15 protein-coding genes and 2 tRNA genes are annotated in these 18,450 nt (G+C 38.1%); 7 read left to right on the forward strand and 10 right to left on the reverse strand.

The features are described from left to right. Positions 1 to 75: 75 nt before the first annotated feature. Positions 76 to 1,317, forward strand: a complete 1,242-nt coding sequence (locus I8T81_RS13625; RefSeq protein WP_198071452.1) for a D-amino acid dehydrogenase — start codon at positions 76 to 78, stop codon at positions 1,315 to 1,317. Between the two features lies 1 nt (position 1,318). Beyond that, positions 1,319 to 1,678, forward strand: coding sequence for a RidA family protein (locus tag I8T81_RS13630; protein WP_134262777.1), 360 nt, complete (start codon positions 1,319 to 1,321; stop codon positions 1,676 to 1,678). A gap of 361 nt (positions 1,679 to 2,039) precedes the next feature. Here the strand turns inward: I8T81_RS13630 and I8T81_RS13635 are convergent, their stop codons facing one another. The 3 genes from I8T81_RS13635 to I8T81_RS13645 form a co-directional block, all read right to left on the reverse strand. After that, the gene (locus tag I8T81_RS13635) at positions 2,040 to 2,633 is read right to left on the reverse strand and encodes a hypothetical protein (RefSeq protein WP_198071453.1); all 594 of its coding nucleotides are present in this window, start codon (positions 2,631 to 2,633) and stop codon (positions 2,040 to 2,042) included. Between the two features lie 114 nt (positions 2,634 to 2,747). Continuing rightward, positions 2,748 to 2,837, reverse strand: a tRNA-Ser gene (locus tag I8T81_RS13640). Between the two features lie 85 nt (positions 2,838 to 2,922). After that, positions 2,923 to 4,953: an NADPH-dependent 2,4-dienoyl-CoA reductase gene (locus I8T81_RS13645; RefSeq protein WP_151683198.1), complete on the reverse strand. Its 2,031-nt coding sequence runs from the start codon at positions 4,951 to 4,953 to the stop codon at positions 2,923 to 2,925. Positions 4,954 to 5,214: 261 nt separating this feature from the next. Here I8T81_RS13645 and argG point away from each other — a divergent pair, with 261 nt between their 5' ends. Beyond that, positions 5,215 to 6,573: an argininosuccinate synthase gene (argG, locus tag I8T81_RS13650; RefSeq protein ID WP_086496291.1), complete on the forward strand. Its 1,359-nt coding sequence runs from the start codon at positions 5,215 to 5,217 to the stop codon at positions 6,571 to 6,573. Between the two features lie 60 nt (positions 6,574 to 6,633). On the opposite strand, the gene I8T81_RS13655 is transcribed toward argG, so the two are convergent. Continuing rightward, positions 6,634 to 7,896, reverse strand: coding sequence for a diguanylate cyclase (locus I8T81_RS13655; protein WP_019458244.1), 1,263 nt, complete (start codon positions 7,894 to 7,896; stop codon positions 6,634 to 6,636). 149 nt (positions 7,897 to 8,045) lie between these two features. Here I8T81_RS13655 and pyrC point away from each other — a divergent pair, with 149 nt between their 5' ends. From pyrC to I8T81_RS13670, 3 genes are all read left to right on the forward strand, one after another. Further along, entirely contained in the window at positions 8,046 to 9,080 is a 1,035-nt protein-coding gene (gene pyrC, locus I8T81_RS13660; protein ID WP_039250233.1) for a dihydroorotase, read from the forward strand. Next, complete coding sequence (rnt, locus tag I8T81_RS13665) at positions 9,065 to 9,727, forward strand: ribonuclease T (RefSeq protein WP_004702976.1); 663 nt, start codon at positions 9,065 to 9,067, stop codon at positions 9,725 to 9,727. The genes pyrC and rnt overlap by 16 nt, the downstream gene beginning before the upstream one ends. Before the next feature lie 18 nt (positions 9,728 to 9,745). Next, positions 9,746 to 9,821 (forward strand) — tRNA-Glu (locus tag I8T81_RS13670). A gap of 85 nt (positions 9,822 to 9,906) precedes the next feature. On the opposite strand, the gene I8T81_RS13675 is transcribed toward I8T81_RS13670, so the two are convergent. Then, positions 9,907 to 10,494 (reverse strand): DUF2726 domain-containing protein, encoded by a 588-nt coding sequence (locus I8T81_RS13675; RefSeq protein ID WP_077162654.1) that lies wholly within the window; start codon positions 10,492 to 10,494, stop codon positions 9,907 to 9,909. Positions 10,495 to 10,821: 327 nt separating this feature from the next. On the opposite strand from I8T81_RS13675, the gene I8T81_RS13680 reads away from it, so the two are divergent. After that, positions 10,822 to 11,505 (forward strand): glutathione S-transferase N-terminal domain-containing protein, encoded by a 684-nt coding sequence (locus tag I8T81_RS13680; protein ID WP_198071454.1) that lies wholly within the window; start codon positions 10,822 to 10,824, stop codon positions 11,503 to 11,505. Positions 11,506 to 11,510: 5 nt separating this feature from the next. Here I8T81_RS13680 and I8T81_RS13685 read toward each other — a convergent pair whose 3' ends face one another. The 5 genes from I8T81_RS13685 to I8T81_RS13705 all read right to left on the reverse strand — a co-directional run bounded on the left by I8T81_RS13685 (position 11,511) and on the right by I8T81_RS13705 (position 18,435). Beyond that, positions 11,511 to 12,755, reverse strand: coding sequence for an NADH:flavin oxidoreductase/NADH oxidase family protein (locus I8T81_RS13685; RefSeq protein WP_032051500.1), 1,245 nt, complete (start codon positions 12,753 to 12,755; stop codon positions 11,511 to 11,513). A gap of 185 nt (positions 12,756 to 12,940) precedes the next feature. Continuing rightward, positions 12,941 to 14,530, reverse strand: a complete 1,590-nt coding sequence (locus I8T81_RS13690) for an ABC transporter ATP-binding protein (RefSeq protein ID WP_198071455.1) — start codon at positions 14,528 to 14,530, stop codon at positions 12,941 to 12,943. Beyond that, a complete protein-coding gene (locus I8T81_RS13695; protein WP_198071456.1) occupies positions 14,508 to 15,518 on the reverse strand; it encodes an ABC transporter permease in 1,011 nt (336 codons plus the stop codon). Before I8T81_RS13695 ends, I8T81_RS13690 begins: the two co-directional genes overlap by 23 nt. Continuing rightward, positions 15,518 to 16,570 carry a microcin C ABC transporter permease YejB gene (gene yejB / locus I8T81_RS13700; RefSeq protein ID WP_198071457.1) on the reverse strand — a complete coding sequence of 351 codons (1,053 nt, stop codon included), beginning with the start codon at positions 16,568 to 16,570 and terminating at the stop codon, positions 15,518 to 15,520. Before yejB ends, I8T81_RS13695 begins: the two co-directional genes overlap by 1 nt. A gap of 29 nt (positions 16,571 to 16,599) precedes the next feature. Beyond that, positions 16,600 to 18,435, reverse strand: a complete 1,836-nt coding sequence (locus I8T81_RS13705) for an extracellular solute-binding protein (RefSeq protein WP_198071458.1) — start codon at positions 18,433 to 18,435, stop codon at positions 16,600 to 16,602. Positions 18,436 to 18,450 lie beyond the last annotated feature (15 nt).

Genomic DNA, 18,450 nt, shown 5'->3' on the forward strand with positions numbered 1-18,450 from the left:
ATCTAAAAACTCATTTGTTTAACGTTTTATCTTCTTCTTTAATGCAAATGTGTGTTGCAGATATAGCATGGAAGAATGAAAAAACATGTCGTTGTCATTGGTGGTGGAGTCATTGGTTTAAGTACAGCCTATGCACTTATTCAAGCAGGCCATAAAGTTACAATAGTCGAAGAAAAAGACCAGATTGGCTGCCAAACAAGTTTTGCAAATGGTGGTCAACTCAGTTATCGCTATGTTGCACCTTTAGCGGATGCAGGCGTTCCATTTCAGGCACTGCAATGGTTAGGAAAAGCCCACTCGCCTTTAAACTTTAAATTGAACTTTTCACCTCTTCAATGGTCTTGGTTATTCCAATTCCTCATGGCATGTAATCGCAAAGATAACATTGTGAATGGAAATCATATTTTACGGTTGTCCCTATATAGTCAAAGTATTATGTCTAAATGGCGTGATGAAATTGATAATTTTGACTGGGTAAAATCGGGAAAAATGATTATTCATCGCAATGAAAAAGCATTTAAAAAAGCAGCATTAGCGATAGATCCAACTGTACAAAAAGTGCTGTCACCAGAAGAAACCGTTCAACTTGAACCCGCATTAAGAGGTATTGAATCTACATTAGTGGGTTCAATTTATACACCTGATGATGAAACAGCAGATTGCTACAAATTTTGTTTAGCACTGTATAAAGCACTAAAAGAGAGTAAAAACTTCAGATGTTTATATGCACATGAAGTGACAGATTTTTTTGCGGAAAATAATCAAATTACTGCAATTGAAACAAATCAAGGGCGTATAGAAGCAGATGAATTTGTCGTTGCTGCGGGCAATGGTAGTACTGCAATTTTTAAAATGGTGGGTATTTCAGTCCCAGTTTATCCATTAAAAGGATATAGCCTGACTTTACCATTCCCAGAAAAAGCCAATATTGTACCCAATATAAGCGTAACCGATTATGCGAATAAAATTGTATATGCAAAATTAGGGAATCAGCTTCGTATTGCCGCAATGGTCGATATTGGCTATCAAGATATCTACATTCGAAAAGAACGTATAAATGCATTGAAAGATATGGTACGAAAAACATTTCCTGATTTATTGGGGGTAAATACAGCACAAGAATGGAGTGGTTTACGTCCATCCACCCCTACAGGTTTACCCATTTTGGGTCGTACGAAATATTTGAATTTATGGGCAAATATTGGCCAAGGTAGTTTAGGTTTCACATTGGCTGCTGGTTGTGCCATGGTCATTAGTCAATTAATTAGCCAAGCAACCTCACCAATTACATTAGATGGTTTATCTCTGGAGAAATAAAATGAGTCATGATATTCAACGTATTGACACAAATGCACGTTTATCAGGTTGTGTCCTTCATAACGGTTTAGTGTATGTTTCGGGCCAAGTTCCAACAACTTTAGATGCTGACGCTAAGCAGCAAACTTTAGAAGTTCTGGCAAAAATTGATGCTTTACTGCAACAAGCCGGTAGTGATAAAAGCCGTATTTTAACTGCACAAATTTGGATTAAAAATATTGCCGAAGATTTCGCAGTATTCAATGAATGTTGGGAAGCGTGGTTGCCAGATGGAGCAGCACCAGCACGTGCGGCTATTCAAGCAGATTTGGCTCGTCCGCAAGTATTAGTAGAAGTAATGGTTACGGCGAGTGTTAAATAATATTTGCCTTAAATAAAGCCAGTGAATTTACTGGTTTTATTAATTTCATCTTCAAATATAATCAGTCGTCAACTCGATGTTACATATATTTATAGTTAACGCTGATCACCTTATCCTTACTAAATAGTTTACGAATTGATTTTAATCTGACCAGCTAGTTAGGCTGAGACAAAATAAATTTTCAAAAGATATTTTTAAAATAAAAAACCATTCCAAAAACTTGAAATGGGTCTAGTAAAAACCACTGAGCCTGAAATAGTAAAAAATTAGAGCCTAACAATATCTACTGTAATAATTTGATGAGAAAATACAATATATTCAAATAATTTTTTAGATGAAATTTACTAAAAATTAAATTATATTAATTAACAAAATGTAATTCCTTTATTTTTTCGTTTAATATTTTTAAAGTGGTTAAACAAACATCCTGATATTGTTCATCTGTAATATTAATAAAATGAGCATTATAAATCCTAATAAGAATCCCATTCCATTTAAATCGATTCATTTTAGAAGTACATGAAGCATGATTAAATGCATTCAATTCCCCATCATCGTAATATTGTTTTGAATACATAAATATCTTAAAAAAAGTTCCAGGACCAAATTCATTTTTCCATTTTCTTTTTAGCAGATCATTTACAGTATCAGGCCAAATTACATTTAACCCATCACCTCCATAATATTCTTTAGGGACTAACCAAAAGCGTTTATTACGTTTTATCAAATTAAATTTACGTGAGTCATATTTGGGCAATCTTGCTCTATCTGCATCTGTAATAGCATCAAATTCCCGAGCCAATCTTCTATTCTGCGCCTCCATCAGTAGCCGAATTTCTCCCTCCTGTTCCTCTTTTGTTAAAGGAACACACTTATATACAATCCAAGCTATAAAAACTAGTAAAAGCAAAGTCCATATAAAACCTTTAGATGGTGTGTAGTTTTTTATTTTCATTTTTCCACCTTTAATAAACTAAGAATTAATGCACCTAGATTTTGATGTGGGGTATTTGAGGGGTAAAAGCATAGATAAAAAAAGCCCCTGCTATTAACAGGGGCTTTTCGAATTTGGCGGAAGCGGTGAGATTCGAACTCACGGAGGACTCACACCCTCGTCGGTTTTCAAGACCGGTGCATTAAACCGCTCTGCCACGCTTCCATGTGCGTAAGAATACAAAGCTTATTCATTTTATTCAAGAAAAATATCATCGCTTTGTGTTCAAGTGCATATTGTTTCATCAATTTTACAGTTGAGCCGCTAATTCTGCTCCTTCTTTGATCGCACGCTTCGCATCTAGCTCTGCTGCAAGCTTTGCACCACCAATAATATAGTAATTTGCTATAGTCGATTCACCTTCTTTTGGCATTAAGTCTTTTACCGACTCTTGGCCTGCACACACCACAACAGTGTCTACGCGTAAAAGCTGGTCTTGACCATTATGCTCAATCCACAGTCCTTCATCGGTAACTGCTTTATATTGCACACCACGCAACATGCGTACACCATGCTTTTTAAGCTGAGCGCGATGTACCCACCCCGAAGTCTTACCAAGACCAATACCGAGCGGTGTTGTTTTACGTTGCAGTAAATAAATCTCGCGGATTGCTGGTTCAACTACTGGTGGTTGCATACCACCTTCAGAAATATAGTTCGGATCTGGATCTACACCCCATTCACGTTGCCATTCAGCCAAAGGTTGAGGCTGTGGCTGATGTGGTGGTTTAAGTAAGAACTCTGATACATCAAAACCAATACCACCTGCCCCAATCACTGCAACTTTTTGTCCCACTTCTGCACCTTGTAAAACTTGAGCATAGGAAAGAACTTGTGGTGCATTACTTCCTTCAATTTTTAAAGCACGTGGTATTACACCCGTTGCCACAATAACTTCGTCAAAACCTTCACGCTCAAGTTGCTCACGATTTACACGCGTATTTAAGCGTACATCTACACCTGTTTTTTGAAGCTGTACTTTAAAGTAGCGAATCGTCTCGTGGAATTCCTCTTTACCTGGTACAACCTTGGCAAAGTTAAACTGACCACCTACATCTTTATTAGCTTCAAACAAAGTCACTGCATGACCACGGCTTGCGGCAACAGTTGCAGCAGACATACCTGCCACACCACCACCAACAACTGCAATACGCTTAGGCTGTTTAGTTTTTAAATAGACCAGTTCTGTTTCATGGCCTGCACGTGGGTTGACTAAACAAGACACACGTTTATTTTTAAATGCATGGTCTAAACACGCCTGGTTACAGGCAATACAAGTATTAATTTCATCTACACGGTTGGTCGCAGTTTTATTTACCCAAAAAGCATCGGCCAATAAAGGACGAGCCATTTGAATCATATCTGCCTTGCCTTTTGCCAAAATCTCTTCGGCAGTTTCAGGCATGTTAATACGGTTAGATGCAATGACTGGAATTGAAATATGTTGTTTTACATGAGCTGTGTAATCGACAAACGCTGCACGTGGTACAGAGGTTACAATAGTTGGTACACGTGCTTCATGCCAACCAATACCCGTATTTAATAAGGTTACACCTGCTTTTTCTAAAGCCTTGGCAACAATTACCACTTCTTGCATGGTATTACCATCATGCACAAGGTCAAGTAGCGATAAACGGAAGCAAATAATAAATTTTTCGCCTACTTTTGCACGGATCGCTTTGACAATTTCAATCGGAAAGCGCATACGGTTTTCGATTTCACCGCCCCAACGGTCAGTACGCTGGTTTACATGGCGACTTAAAAATTGGTTAATCAGATATCCTTCCGACCCCATAATTTCAACGCCGTCGTAGCCTGCTTTTTTAGCAATGTCAGCGCACTGTGCGTAGTCTTCAATGGTGCTGAGAATATTTTTTTCAGAAAGTTGACGCGGTTTAAATGGTGAAATTGGCGATTTAATTGCTGTTGAAGACACAACAAATGGCTGATAACCATAACGTCCTGCATGCAAAATTTGCATTAAAATTTTTGAACCATGTTTATGGACAGCGTGAGTCACTAAGCGATGCTGAGGAATATCAAATAAGCTATTCATAGTACCGCCAGCTGGAGCCAACCAGCCTTGACGGTTCGGAGAAATACCTCCCGTCACAATCAGACCAACCCCACCTTTTGCACGCTCTTCAAAATAAGCTGCGAGTTTTGGGTAATTAAAAAAACGATCTTCAAGTCCCGTATGCATAGAACCCATCACCACACGGTTTTTAATGGTAGTGAAGCCTAAATGTAATGGTTTTAATAAATTGGCGTAACTTGTCATGCTGCGTCCCAATAGTTTTTGCAACTTGTTGCATAGTACTTTAATACTTTTTTAATAATTTTGGATGACCAAGAATTATTTTTTATTTGAGATTATGGTCAATCTACCTATATAGATGACAATCCCATATTTTATTAAATAATAAATACCAATCATAACAAGTGAATTAATGCTTTTTTTGCCAAAAAAGCACCATGAATAGTGCTACAATAGCCGCCATTCAGAATTCTCGAGACCACCTCAACGGGGTCTTTTTCATAAATGTTAGGATTAGCAATGACTGATAATGCAACTATCTTGCAGCATGTACCAGTAGGCAAAAAAGTTGGGATTGCCTTCTCCGGTGGTCTAGACACTTCAGCTGCTTTATTGTGGATGAAACAAAAAGGCGCTGAGCCTTATGCATATACTGCAAACTTAGGCCAGCCAGATGAAGATGACTACGATGCAATTCCAAAGAAAGCAGAACAATACGGCGCTGTAAAAGCTCGCTTAATTGACTGCCGCTTACAATTGGCGCTTGAAGGTATTGCTGCAATTCAGTGTGGTGCATTCCATATCAGTACAGGTGGCGTTCCTTATTTCAATACGACTCCACTCGGTCGCGCAGTAACAGGTACTATGCTCGTTACTGCAATGAAAGAAGATGATGTAAACATCTGGGGTGACGGTTCAACTTATAAAGGTAACGATATTGAACGTTTCTATCGTTATGGTTTGTTGACTAACCCAAATCTTAAAATTTATAAGCCTTGGTTAGATCAAAACTTTATTGATGAGCTTGGTGGCCGTGCAGAAATGTCACAGTTCCTCATCGACAACGGTTTTGACTATAAAATGTCAAAAGAAAAAGCGTACTCAACTGACTCAAATATGTTGGGCGCGACTCACGAAGCAAAAGATCTTGAATACCTAAATGCTGGTATCAAAATCGTTGACCCAATTATGGGCGTTGCTTTCTGGAAAGAAGAAGTTGAAATCAAACCAGAAGAAGTCACTGTACGTTTTGAAGAAGGTGTACCTGTTGCGTTAAACGGTCAAACTTTTAACAATCCGGTTGAACTTATTCTTGAAGCAAACCGTATTGGTGGTCGCCATGGTTTAGGTATGTCTGACCAAATCGAAAACCGTATTATCGAAGCGAAATCTCGTGGTATTTATGAAGCACCGGGTATGGCCCTTCTTCATATTGCTTACGAGCGTTTGGTTACTGGTATTCATAACGAAGATACGATCGAACAATACCGTATTAATGGTTTACGTTTAGGTCGTTTACTTTACCAAGGTCGTTGGTTCGACTCTCAAGCACTTATGTTGCGTGAAACTGCACAACGTTGGGTTGCTAAAGCGATTACTGGTGAAGTGACGCTTGAACTTCGTCGTGGTAATGACTACACCATCATGAACACTGAATCTCCAAACTTAACGTACGAAGCTGAACGTTTAACAATGGAAAAAGGCGATTCAATGTTTACGCCAATGGACCGTATTGGTCAGTTGACTATGCGTAATCTCGATATTACCGATACACGTGCAAAACTTGGTATCTATACAGATGCTGGTTTACTTTCAATCGGTCAAGGTTCTGCTATTCCTCAATTAGACAGTAAGAAAAAATAATTTTCTTATGACGTCAAAAAAGCCACCTATAGAGGTGGCTTTTTTATATTTAAAATTAATTCAGGCAGTTTCTACGATTTGTAAGGGTTGATAATAAATTTGGTTACGACCAAGCTGCTTTGCTCGATATAAAGCCTGATCTGCGGCATGAATTAATTCATCTTGCCCCATTTTTAGCCCACCTGTATATACAGTAAAACCTAGACTGATGGTGACATATTTCGAGACTAAGGAAGCAGCATGCGGAATAGCTTGGCGCTCTATCGCTTTATAAATATTTGCTGCCACTGAATAAGCACCCTGTGCCGGTGTTTCAGGTAAAAGTACGACAAACTCTTCACCTCCATAGCGTGCGACAAAGTCGACATGGCGAATTGAGTTTTTAATTGCAGAAGCAATAGATGAAATAACCTTATCCCCCATCTGATGCCCATAAAAATCGTTATAGTTTTTAAAAAAATCAATATCAATAAATAAGACAGCTAAAGGACGTTTTTCTTGATTCGCACGGTAATAGTAAAAATCAAACATTTCGTCAAAAGTACGACGGTTTGAAATTTGAGTCAGCGCATCTTGCTGGCTCAATTGAAGCAATTCAGATGCTTCAATACGTAAAATTTGTTCATTAATTTCAGCAAGCTGATTACTTAAAAAAAGACTGCGCTCTCTTGAAATAAGCATGGTACTTATAGAAAAACCCAAAATACAACTACCAAACAAAGCACGCCCAAGTGCAATATAGTCACAGTTCACATTTAATAAAATGAGTAACACAAAAACCAATATTGCCGCCGATAAGCCAACATAAAGCATATGTAAAGGTTTTATGCCGCTCAAAATAAACCCAAGCATATATAAAAATGAAAGAAGCAACATCGACTGATTTTTAAGAGCCATATTTCCAACACTGAGCAACAGCATGGCACTTGTAATAATGGATAAAAAAACAATGCTACAGGCAGCAAAATAAAAATGCTTAGAGAGTTTTTTAAACCTAGCAAATACCCAAAATACTAAAAGTGCAAATGCAATATTCATTGCACTTAACAAACAGTAGACGAAATCTAAAGTTATATAAGGCACCCCGATTACAAAGTAGTCTGTAGGCAACACCAGTAAAATAAAAATGATATAAGTGAGTACACCACTTGCTAAAAATTTTGAGATGTTTTGCCGAGTTCGATCGAGGTTTAAAAGCCAGAATTTTTTTTCAAGTTGTTTTGGCAAAGGCATATTGGCATAACGATGGGTATGTAGAGTAACCAAATACTCGATTTCTTCTTTAGATTTGAGTAATTGATGTACATTTCCCCTATTTGCCACTAGTCGATTCCCACATATTCCGCGTTAACAAAATATAACATTATTTTTTAAAGCTCCCTGCGCTTTATTTTGCCATTTGTCCGTAATTCTCGTTACCATTTTCACACTTTATCGATTATCATTTGTTTTATTTCGAAGTTTGAACTGCCTTGAACTCTATTACCCTGCTCCAGCCAGATGATTGGCATGCACATTTACGTGATGGTTTAGCATTAAAACGTACTGTTCCAGATTTGGCTAAACAATTCGCTCGCGCGATTTGTATGCCTAACCTTGTACCGCCTGTAAAAACAGTAGATGAAGCTTTAGCTTATCGCGAACGTATTCTTGCACATGTTCCAGAAGGCAATAATTTTGACCCTCGCATGGTGCTTTATTTTACTGATCACACTTCACCAGATGAAGTTCGTAAAATTAAAGAATCAGAACATGTAAATGCAATTAAACTTTACCCTGCGGGTGCGACCACAAATTCCGACAATGGCGTGAGTGACATTCGTAAGGTTTATGCAGTCATTGAGCAACTAGAAGAGCATCAAGTGCCGTTATTGCTTCATGGTGAAGTGACTCACAATCATGTAGATATTTTTGATCGTGAAAAACGCTTCCTAGATGAGGTATTATCACCATTATTGAAACAGTTCCCGAAACTTAAAGTTGTGCTTGAACACATTACGACAAGTGATGCAGCACACTTTGTTTTAGAACAAGACCGTAATGTTGCAGCAACAATCACTCCTCAGCATTTATTATTTAACCGTAATGATATGTTGGTTGGTGGTGTTAAACCGCATTTCTACTGTTTGCCAATTTTAAAACGTCAAACACATCAAACGACTTTACTTGAAGTTGCGACAAGCGGTAATCCTAAGTTTTTCTTAGGTACAGACAGTGCCCCTCATGCACAAAACGCAAAAGAGAATGCTTGTGGCTGTGCAGGCTGCTATAGTGCTCCTAATGCAATTGAGCTTTATGCACAAGCTTTTGATCAAGTTGGTAAATTAGAGCGTTTAGAAGGTTTTGCAAGTCACTTTGGTGCAGACTTCTACGGTCTACCACGTAATACTTCTACCATTACTTTGGTTAAAGAAGACAACCTCGTTCCCGAATCTTTTGATTATTTAGATGATCAGAAAATTATCCCGCTGCATGCCGGGAAAACGCTGCAATGGAGAAAAGTGTGACACAAGAAAATTCTGTCCCGGTCATTGGCCAACGTTTTCGTGGCTTCTTACCTGTTGTTGTCGATGTTGAAACGGCAGGTTTTAATGCCCAGACAGATGCATTGCTAGAAATCGCGTGCATTCCAATTGTGTATGATGCTCAGGGACAATTTGTCCCTGGTCCTGCATTTCATGCACATATTAACCCGTTTGAAGGTGCAAACCTCGATCGCCGTTCGCTCGACTTTATTGGTATTGATCCATTCAATCCAATGCGTATAGCAATGGCTGAAGACGAGAGAACTGCGCTACGTCGTATTTTTAAATCGGTCAATGAAGTTCGTAAACAGCAACACTGTACTCATGCGGTACTTGTAGGTCACAACGCGCATTTTGACCTTGGTTTTTTACAAGCAGCAATTGCACGTACAAGCACGAAAAACCAAAACCCATTTCATAGTTTCTCAGTCATGGATACGGTTACTTTAAGTGCTGTTATGTTTGGACAAACCGTGCTTGCTAAAGCATGTATTCAAGCTGGAATTGAGTTCGATGGTAAAGAAGCACACTCTGCTTTATACGATACTCAGAAGACTGCTGAACTGTTTTGCTATATTTTGAACAAACTGTCTCCTTACCTACTTGACAGTTTAGTGGCGGCTTCTTAAGATACCGCCATCCTCAACGTCCCTATCGTCTAGAGGCCTAGGACATCGCCCTTTCACGGCGGTAACCGGGGTTCGAATCCCCGTAGGGACGCCATATTCTTTCTATAAAGAATCATCGCTTCAAATTATTTTATCTCACTTCAAATTTCATCCATGAGATAAATTTCTTATTTTCAAAATCAAGACTTCAACTTTACTTCATCAATGTGTTGTGCAGGTTGCATAGTTGGATCATCTTTCTCAATAATTATTGCATCAGCTACTAACTTTGTTTTTGTTAAATCTGGTTCTATTGAAACTTGAGCTAATGAACTTGATGTAATATTAAAATCACGATGTATTTGTGCCAGTTCTGGTGTTCGTTTATAACGTATGACTTTAAAACCTGCTTCTTGAATTAAAGTATCTCGCTCTGCATCGAACTTTTCTTTCCCTTTGTGGCTAGAATCATCTAGTTCAACAATAGCAACGATATTAAATGCTTTATCCAACACAACAAAATCAGCAACTTTTCGATTAAATAAATTACGCGTCGCGTATCCTTGCGCTGTCATAAAAGCACTGAAAGCGACTTGCGCCAAAATAGTATATTCAGGCAAAGCTTCCTTTAGTTTCATAAAAGTAGGTTGTTCATTCATAGTAATGATACGCTTTCCCTTGATTGGGTTACGTTTTGCATTTCTATTTTTGCTTTCCCCTTTCTTTAAAACACTTAAAATCGCTAATACCATTATGGCTATTAAAAATATGCCAACTATCGCAAACATCGAATTTCCCCTAAATAAGTATAAAAACTATTTTGATTTTAAAATACAATTAAAAACCGTTAGTTATATCATCTGCTGTGAAACGATTTTATTCTTTTAGCAGGCTAAAACATAATTGTACATATTTGAGCCAGCAGTATAACGCATGTTAGCAACTTCGGTGATCAAGATCTAATCGGTTTTAAGACCCATAACTTTACCAGCAGTAATTTCTATGCCAAACCTCTCAAAAACATTATAAATTTATGATTTATAAATATTTTATTATACTTAAATTCTTTTCTACCCTATACTAAAATTAAATCAAAACTATAATTTGAACATGACATGCAAATTCGATTATTTCATTTACAAAATTCACGCTCTCAACGCATTATTTGGTTTTTAGAAGAATTAGGACTCAACTATGAGCTCATCACTAAATATCATTCGGACGAAGACAAAAATAATAACTCGCCGCATCAGTTATCAAAATTTCCAACCCTCGAAATTATTGAACACGAGCAATCTTCAATTTTGGCCGAAACTTCAGCAATCCTAGATTATTTATCTCATTTACACCCACAATTGGGACAGAATAATTTAGGAAATCAGCAACTAAAAAATTTTTATTATTGGAAAAATTACTGTGAGGCGACATTCATTCCCGATCTGGTACTCAAACAAATCTTTCAACAAATTGCTGAGCGTACGCCTTTTCCAGTACGTTTCATTCCAAAGCTTTTAAAATATGCATTCGATCAAGGATATCTCAATCAATCATTACAACAACACATGAGCATGATCGATAAACATTTAAAGCACCACTTATGGTTTGCTGGAGATCAGTTTACTACTGCTGATATTTTGATGTGGTTTCCGTTATTGGCTTGCTCACCAAATTACAGCCAGTTTAAACATATACAGCGTTATCTGGCTCAAATAGAAAACAGACCAGCCTTTAAAAATGCTTTAATTAAAGGTCAATGGTCTGCTTCTACGTTTCAGACTTACTGGGCTATTGCTTGGTAATTTATTTATGCAGATTTACGTGAATTCACACGCCCTTGAACAACGGCCTTAATATTGCCCTTCGCGTAATTTAAAAACACAATTAAAGGCGATAGCTTTGGATTTGGCTTTTTGCCCTGCCCAATAGCTTTAAATTGTGCTGCGTACCAAATAATTTCCATAATCGCCATTTTGTCAACAAAAGGTAAACCTGTTTTAATTGGTTTCACGGCATAGCGAACATCTTGGCCTGCGATTAAACGGTCAGTCAAATCTGTTTCAACAGCAAGTGGACGAGCAATACCAATAAAGTCGCATGCCCCACTTGCGAGAGCAGCATTCATGCCTTCTACAGTACGGAAGCCACCTGTCACCATAAGTTTACATTTTACATGCTGACGGATTTTTTCAGCGAAGTCTAAGAAGTATGCTTCACGTGCAATGGTACTTGCTTTACGTTTATCAGCTTTAGCGCCAGCCATTGCAGGTGCTTCATAAGTACCACCTGAAATTTCAATTAAGTCAATCCCAGCTTCATCAACTGCTTTAAATACCGAAATCACATCTTCTTCGCTAATACCACCGCGCTGGAAGTCGGCAGAGTTGAGCTTAACTGAAATAATAAAATTCTCTGAAGTTGCTTCACGTACCGCTTTATAAACTTCTAGTAAAAAGCGAGTACGGTTTTCAACTGAACCACCCCACTGATCTGTACGTTTATTGGTTAATGGCGATAAAAACTGGCTAATTAAATAGCCGTGTGCACCATGTAACTGTACCCCTTCAAAACCAGCTTTCTCACAAATGCTGGCAGCTGTTGCAAAGCGTTTAATAATATCCAAAATTTCTTCATGTGTAAGCGCACGTGGAGTGCCAAACATCGTCGCTAAAGCTGGACTAAAAGGAACTGCTGAAGGTGCGACTGTTTCTTTATTTAAGCCTTTAGGGCACTGACGACCTGGGTGAGACAATTGAATAAGCTGTACCATTCCATATTGTTTACCAACCGCTGCCCATTCTTTTAAACGCTCTAGGTCACGCTCAGTTTCAATCACCACCACGCCTGGTTCGTTTTTGGCTTCGAAATTGACCATCACATTACCAGTAATCGCACAGCCTAAACCACCTTTAGCCCATGCACCGTACAGGCCTAAATGTAAGTCATTTGGCTGTCCCTCATAGTTTGCAAGTGCCTCACTCATTGCACCTTTAATAATTCGGTTTTTAAATGTGGTATTTCGAATCGTGATTGGTTGTGCAATCTGGCTCATGGTTAACCTCTTTTAATATTTTAGAGCAATTACTCTAATTTAGATGAGTTATAGGTCATGTCAAGGGAAAATCGATAACTGACAATAGCACATGTCAAATTTAAAAAGTATAGAGAAATGCAACTTTTTGCATTGAAAATTTAAATTATATTTATGCTTATAAAACATAATTTTATTTAAATAAATTAAAGACTCGCCCTAATTAATTGCATGGTATATTCAGTTTGAGGATCATTAAATAACTGTTCAGTCGGCTGATATTCAACAACTTTTGCATGTCGTAATACCATCACTTTATGACACAGTGCTTTGACCACATTTAAATCATGACTAATAAAAATATAGCTTAGATGCTCTGTTTGCTGTAAACGTCGCAATAATTGAATCATGGCTTTTTGCGTGGTTTGGTCCAAGGCAGATGTTGGTTCATCTAAAATTAAAAGTTTAGGTTGAACCACTAAAGCTCGTGCTAGACCAACGCGCTGACGTTGTCCACCCGAAAGCTCGTGCGGATAGCGATGTTGAAAGTCTTCAGCCAACTCAACTTTTACCAAGACTGATTCAACTTGTCGCTGTATCTCACTATCAGCTACAGCTTTCACTTTTAAGCCTTCAGCAATAATCTGCCCTACCGTCATACGCGGGTTTAAACTACCAAATGGGTCTTGGAAAACAATTTGTAAGTCTGACCTAATCTTACGCAAAGCTTTTTGTTCTAAGCGGTTTATGTCTTGCCCTAAAAAGATAATTTGCCCATCACTTTTGAGTAATCGAACCAGCGCTAAAGCCAATGAGGTTTTACCTGAACCACTTTCACCTACAACACCTAACGCTTCGCCTTGAGTAAGCTCAAAAGTTATATTTTCAATAGCAGTGGTATAGCTTTGAATTCGGTTAAAAATACCACTCCGAATTGGATATTTAACATTGAGTTGTTGAACAGATAAAATTTTATAACTGGAGGAAAGTGGCTGAGTAAAACCAAGGTCATGTTCTAACAATTGCTTAGTATAAATTGATACAGGATTTTCAAAGATCTGTTCAAGCTGACCTTGCTCTACAACTTGCCCCTCGTGCAATACAATGAGTTCATTGGCATAACGGCGCACCAAATTTAAATCATGGCTAATTAAAATCAGCGCCATGCCATATTTGTTTTGCAAAGATTTTAATAATTCTAAAATTTGCGTCTGTAAAATGACATCAAGCGCGGTAGTTGGTTCATCTGCAATTAAAATCTTAGGTTGAAGTGCAAGCGCAGCTGCAATCATAACCCTTTGCTTTTGTCCACCTGAAAGCTCATGCGGATAACGCTTTAAAATGTGCTCAGGATTAGCAATTCCTACATCTTTTAATAATTGAATCACTTGCGGCTGAGCTTTCGATTTTGACCAACCTTGTAAAATAAAATTTTCACCAACAATTTTCTCAACCTGATGCAATGGGTTTAAAGCCGTAGAAGGCTCCTGAAAAATCATGGCAATATGATGGCCACGTAAATAAGTTCTAGTCTTTTCGTCTGCGTCTAAAATATTTTTTGAATCAATAATAATACGACCAGATGTTTTTAATTTTTCTGGTAATAACCCCATCATCGCCAAACAGCTTATTGTTTTACCTGAACCACTTTCACCTACAATTGCAAGCGTATCTCCAGCTTGTAAGTGTAGACTGAGACCCTCCAATAAAGTCTGATCTTGCGTAGAAATTGAAAGGTTTTCTATTTTTAGCAAGGTAGTATCTGAGTTCAATTTATTTTCTTGGGTCAAATGCATCGCGTGCAGCCTCCCCAATATAAATTAATAATGACAACACAAAAGCTAAGCTAAAAAACCCAGATAAAGCCAACCAAGGTGCATCTAAGTTATTTTTGCCTTGTAGCAATAATTCACCTAAAGAAGCTGCATCTGGCGGTAAGCCATAGCCCAAAAAATCGAGTGCGGTTAAAGCAACAATATTGGTGGTCAAAATAAAAGGTAATTGCGATAGGCTAGAGCTTATAGCATTTGGCAGAATGTGCTTAAAAATAATTCCGCGATCATTTACACCCAAAGCCTGAGCTGCATGGACATAGTCAAGTTGACGCGCTTTTAGAAATTCAGCACGGACAATTCCCACAAGCACAGTCCAGCTAAAGAACAACATAATAAAAAATAGCCAATATACATTTGGGGTAAACATGCTGACCAAAATCATGACCATAAACAGCATGGGTAAACCATTCCAGACTTCTACCAGTCGTTGCCCTAACAAATCGACCCAGCCACCATAGTAGCCTTGTATAGCACCTACAAAAATCCCAAGTAGTGCTGCACAAGCTGTTAAAGCCAAGCCGAAAAGTAATGAGACTCTTAGCCCATAGAGAATACGTGCCAGCACATCTCGCCCTTGGTCATCTGTTCCTAACCAATTCTGCTTGGAAGGTGGCGAAGGCACAGGTACAGCTAAATCTAAATTAGGTGTCTGATAAGAAAACTGAATGAGCGGCCAAACCGCCCAACCTTTATGATTAATTAGCTCTTGTACAGCAGGGTCTTTATAATCTGCTTCTGTTTCAAATACACCACCAAAAGTAGTTTCGGGATATGCCTTAAAAACAGGTAAATAATAAGCGTCCTCATATTTCACCAACAATGGTTTGTCGTTAGCAATGAGTTCAGCAGCTAAAGAAATCATCAAAATAAGGCTAAACAAGATAAAGCTTATCCAACCAAGTCTATGTTTCCTAAACTTTTGCAGTCGTGACCGCACAATCAAAGACATTATTTGCCTCCTTGTGCATCAAAGTGAATACGCGGATCAATCCATTGATACAGCACATCGCAAATAAGTCGTAAAAGCAGACTAAACAGCGTGAAGAAAAACAATACGCCAAAAATAACTGGATAGTCTCGCTGAACAATGGCTTCAAAGCCTAATAAACCGACACCATCTAGATGAAAAATAATTTCAATAAAAAGATTTCCCACAAAGAAAATGCCTGCTAAAGCCTCTGGCAATCCAGCAAGAACCACTAAAATGGCATTACGAAATACATGTTTATATAAAACTTGCTGGCTATTTAAACCTTTTGCATAAGCTGCCAAGACATAAGGTTTATTAAGCTCTTCTAAAAATGAATATTTGGTTAGATAAGTTAGGCTGGCAAAACCACCAAACACCATGGTAATAAGCGGCAAAGTCATGTGCCATAAGTAGTCTGTAATTTTTTCAAAAAAACTTAATTGATGAAAATTATCCGACACAAGATTTTGCAATGGAAACCAGTGAAAATATGACCCACCTGCGAAGAAAACAATAAGTAAGATAGCAAAAACAAAACTTGGCACCGCATAACCCACTACCAGTAACAGTGAAGTAGAACGGTCAAACCAAGAACCTTGTTGTTTGGCTTTTTTAATACCCAGCGGAATTGAAATAAGATAAATCAGCAAAGTGCTCCATAGCCCAATCGAGATCGACACAGGCATTTTTTCCCAAAGCAACTCAACTACTGGTTTATCTTTAAAAAAGCTTTGTCCAAAGTCTAGAGTTAAATAACCTTTTAACATCAACAAGAAACGTTCTACTGGAGGATGGTCAAAACCGTATTGTGCTTTAATTTGCTCTACCATTTCGGGGCTTAATCCTTTAGCACCTTGATAGTACATTTCAGTACCTAATATCCGCCCTGCTCCTACGCCACTTTCTACCTCATGGATTGCTTGTTCTACAGGTCCACCCGGCGCAATTTGCACGACCACAAAGTTGATCAATAAAATAATGAACAACGTTGGAATCATTAAAAGAAGTCGCTTCAGAATATATGAACCCATATAACAGGATTTCCTTTAGGTACGTGCTTTTATTGTTGATGTAAATATTGGGCAACTTTTTTGGCTTGGTTTGGATTAATCCACCAATACTCTATACCGGCTGAGAGCACAGGTTTCACTTTAGGTTGCTGATACATATTCCAGTATGCATACCAATAATCACCTTTTCCATAAGTCGGAATTTGGTAATACCCTGCGCGAAGTAATCGATCAAGAACATGAGTATAGGTAATTTGCTGTTCACGGTCTTTAGCAGTGACCAGTTTTGAAATGACTTCATCAATAACCGGATTACGAATACCAGCGTAGTTATAGTTGCCATCTTGAATGGCTGCTGCGCTGCCCCAGAACTGAGCCTGTTCATTGCCCGGATTTAAAGATTGCGGCAAGTTCATGGTGGTCATGTCAAAATCATAACGGCGTGTACGTTCTAAATATTGCGGTGCATCGACTTGCCGTAAATTAATATTAATTCCTAATTTTTTTAAATTTCTTACAAATGGCATGAGTGTTCGTTGTTTGCCATCTTGCTGAATAAGAAACTCAATTTGTACAGGCTTGCCTTCAGGCGTATATAACTGTCCTTCTTTAATTTTATAACCGGCCTGAATGAGTAATTGTCTTGCGATTAATAAATTTTGACGGTTAAAACCACTGGCGTCCGAAACTGGATATTTCCAGTCTGCCAAAACAGTTTTTTGCATAACTGGTGAAAGCTTTGGTAAAAGTGGTTTTAATATCGTGAGCTCACTGTTTGAAGGACGACCTGTTGCTACCAACTCACTATTTTCAAAATAACTTTGTAGTCGTTGATATTGTCCATAAAACAAAGCTTTGTTCTGCCATTCAAAATCATAGGCATAGGTTAAAGCTTGTCTAAAGCGAATATCGTTTAAAGGTTTTCGTCGTGTATTAAACACATAACTTTCAGTTGCAATCGGGTTATGGTGTCTAAATTTATATAGAGTGACTAAACCTGCTTTTACCGCTGGAAACTTGTAATCAGTGACCCATTTTTTAGGATTAGTTTCTTCATGCAAGGTATATTGCCCAGATTTAAAACCTTCGAATGCAATATTCCAATTGCGGTAATAAACATATTTTAAATGGTCGAAGTTATAGCGCCCTTTATTAATAGGCAAATCTTTTGCCCAATAATTCGGATTTCGTTTATAGCTAATACTACGTCCAGCATCAATTTTTTCAACAACATACGGCCCTGAACCTACTATGGGTTGCAAGGTAATACGGGTAAAATCACGGTTCTGCCAATCTGCTTTTGAGTAAATCGGTAAGCTCGCCACAACAAAAGGCATTTTGGGATTATGACTAGACTTAAAAGTGAATTTAACTTGATGTGGGTTGATCACTTCTGTTTTTGCCAAGTCAGCAAGATACATTTGTAGACCAAAATTAGATTTAGTTTGATAGACATCAAAGCTAAATTTTACGTCTGCTGCTGTTAAGGGCTGACCATTATTAAAACGAGCTTTAGGATTTAAATAAAAAGTAACGGATTGAGTTCTTTCTGGGTCATACGAAACTTTATCGGCTAAAAGTGGGTATAAAACCCCAACTTCATTGAGTGACTGAGTCATTAAAGTATCAAAAAGATAATTTACCCCTTCTGTCGCGTTCCCCTTACCATTCATGCTATTTAAATTATCAAATGTCCCTTGCGCGGCCTGACTCAACAATCCACCCTTAGGTGCATTTGGGTTGGCATAAGGCATAGCAGCCATTGCAAGGTATTTAGCCTTAGAATGAATTGCGATATAAGGCGTGATTTGCTGTGCAGAGAATACAACTTCTGAAAAAACACTGAGCCCGACTAGCAGGCTCAGTTGACAATATAACTTTTGCATAAAGTTCTAATTATT

The sequence above is a fragment of the Acinetobacter seifertii genome (genome assembly GCF_016064815.1).
Classification (GTDB): Bacteria; Pseudomonadota; Gammaproteobacteria; order Pseudomonadales; family Moraxellaceae; genus Acinetobacter; species Acinetobacter seifertii.

Coding starts and splice junctions, on each gene's coding strand:
- I8T81_RS13625 (WP_198071452.1), top strand. CDS start 76: ATGAAAAAACATGTCGTTGTCATTGGTGGTGGAGTCATTGGTTTAAGT.
- I8T81_RS13630 (WP_134262777.1), top strand. CDS start 1,319: ATGAGTCATGATATTCAACGTATTGACACAAATGCACGTTTATCAGGT.
- I8T81_RS13635 (WP_198071453.1), bottom strand. CDS start 2,633: ATGAAAATAAAAAACTACACACCATCTAAAGGTTTTATATGGACTTTG.
- I8T81_RS13645 (WP_151683198.1), bottom strand. CDS start 4,953: ATGACAAGTTACGCCAATTTATTAAAACCATTACATTTAGGCTTCACT.
- argG (WP_086496291.1), top strand. CDS start 5,215: ATGTTAGGATTAGCAATGACTGATAATGCAACTATCTTGCAGCATGTA.
- rnt (WP_004702976.1), top strand. CDS start 9,065: ATGGAGAAAAGTGTGACACAAGAAAATTCTGTCCCGGTCATTGGCCAA.
- I8T81_RS13675 (WP_077162654.1), bottom strand. CDS start 10,494: ATGTTTGCGATAGTTGGCATATTTTTAATAGCCATAATGGTATTAGCG.
- I8T81_RS13680 (WP_198071454.1), top strand. CDS start 10,822: ATGCAAATTCGATTATTTCATTTACAAAATTCACGCTCTCAACGCATT.
- I8T81_RS13685 (WP_032051500.1), bottom strand. CDS start 12,755: ATGAGCCAGATTGCACAACCAATCACGATTCGAAATACCACATTTAAA.
- I8T81_RS13690 (WP_198071455.1), bottom strand. CDS start 14,530: ATGCATTTGACCCAAGAAAATAAATTGAACTCAGATACTACCTTGCTA.
- I8T81_RS13695 (WP_198071456.1), bottom strand. CDS start 15,518: ATGTCTTTGATTGTGCGGTCACGACTGCAAAAGTTTAGGAAACATAGA.
- yejB (WP_198071457.1), bottom strand. CDS start 16,570: ATGGGTTCATATATTCTGAAGCGACTTCTTTTAATGATTCCAACGTTG.
- I8T81_RS13705 (WP_198071458.1), bottom strand. CDS start 18,435: ATGCAAAAGTTATATTGTCAACTGAGCCTGCTAGTCGGGCTCAGTGTT.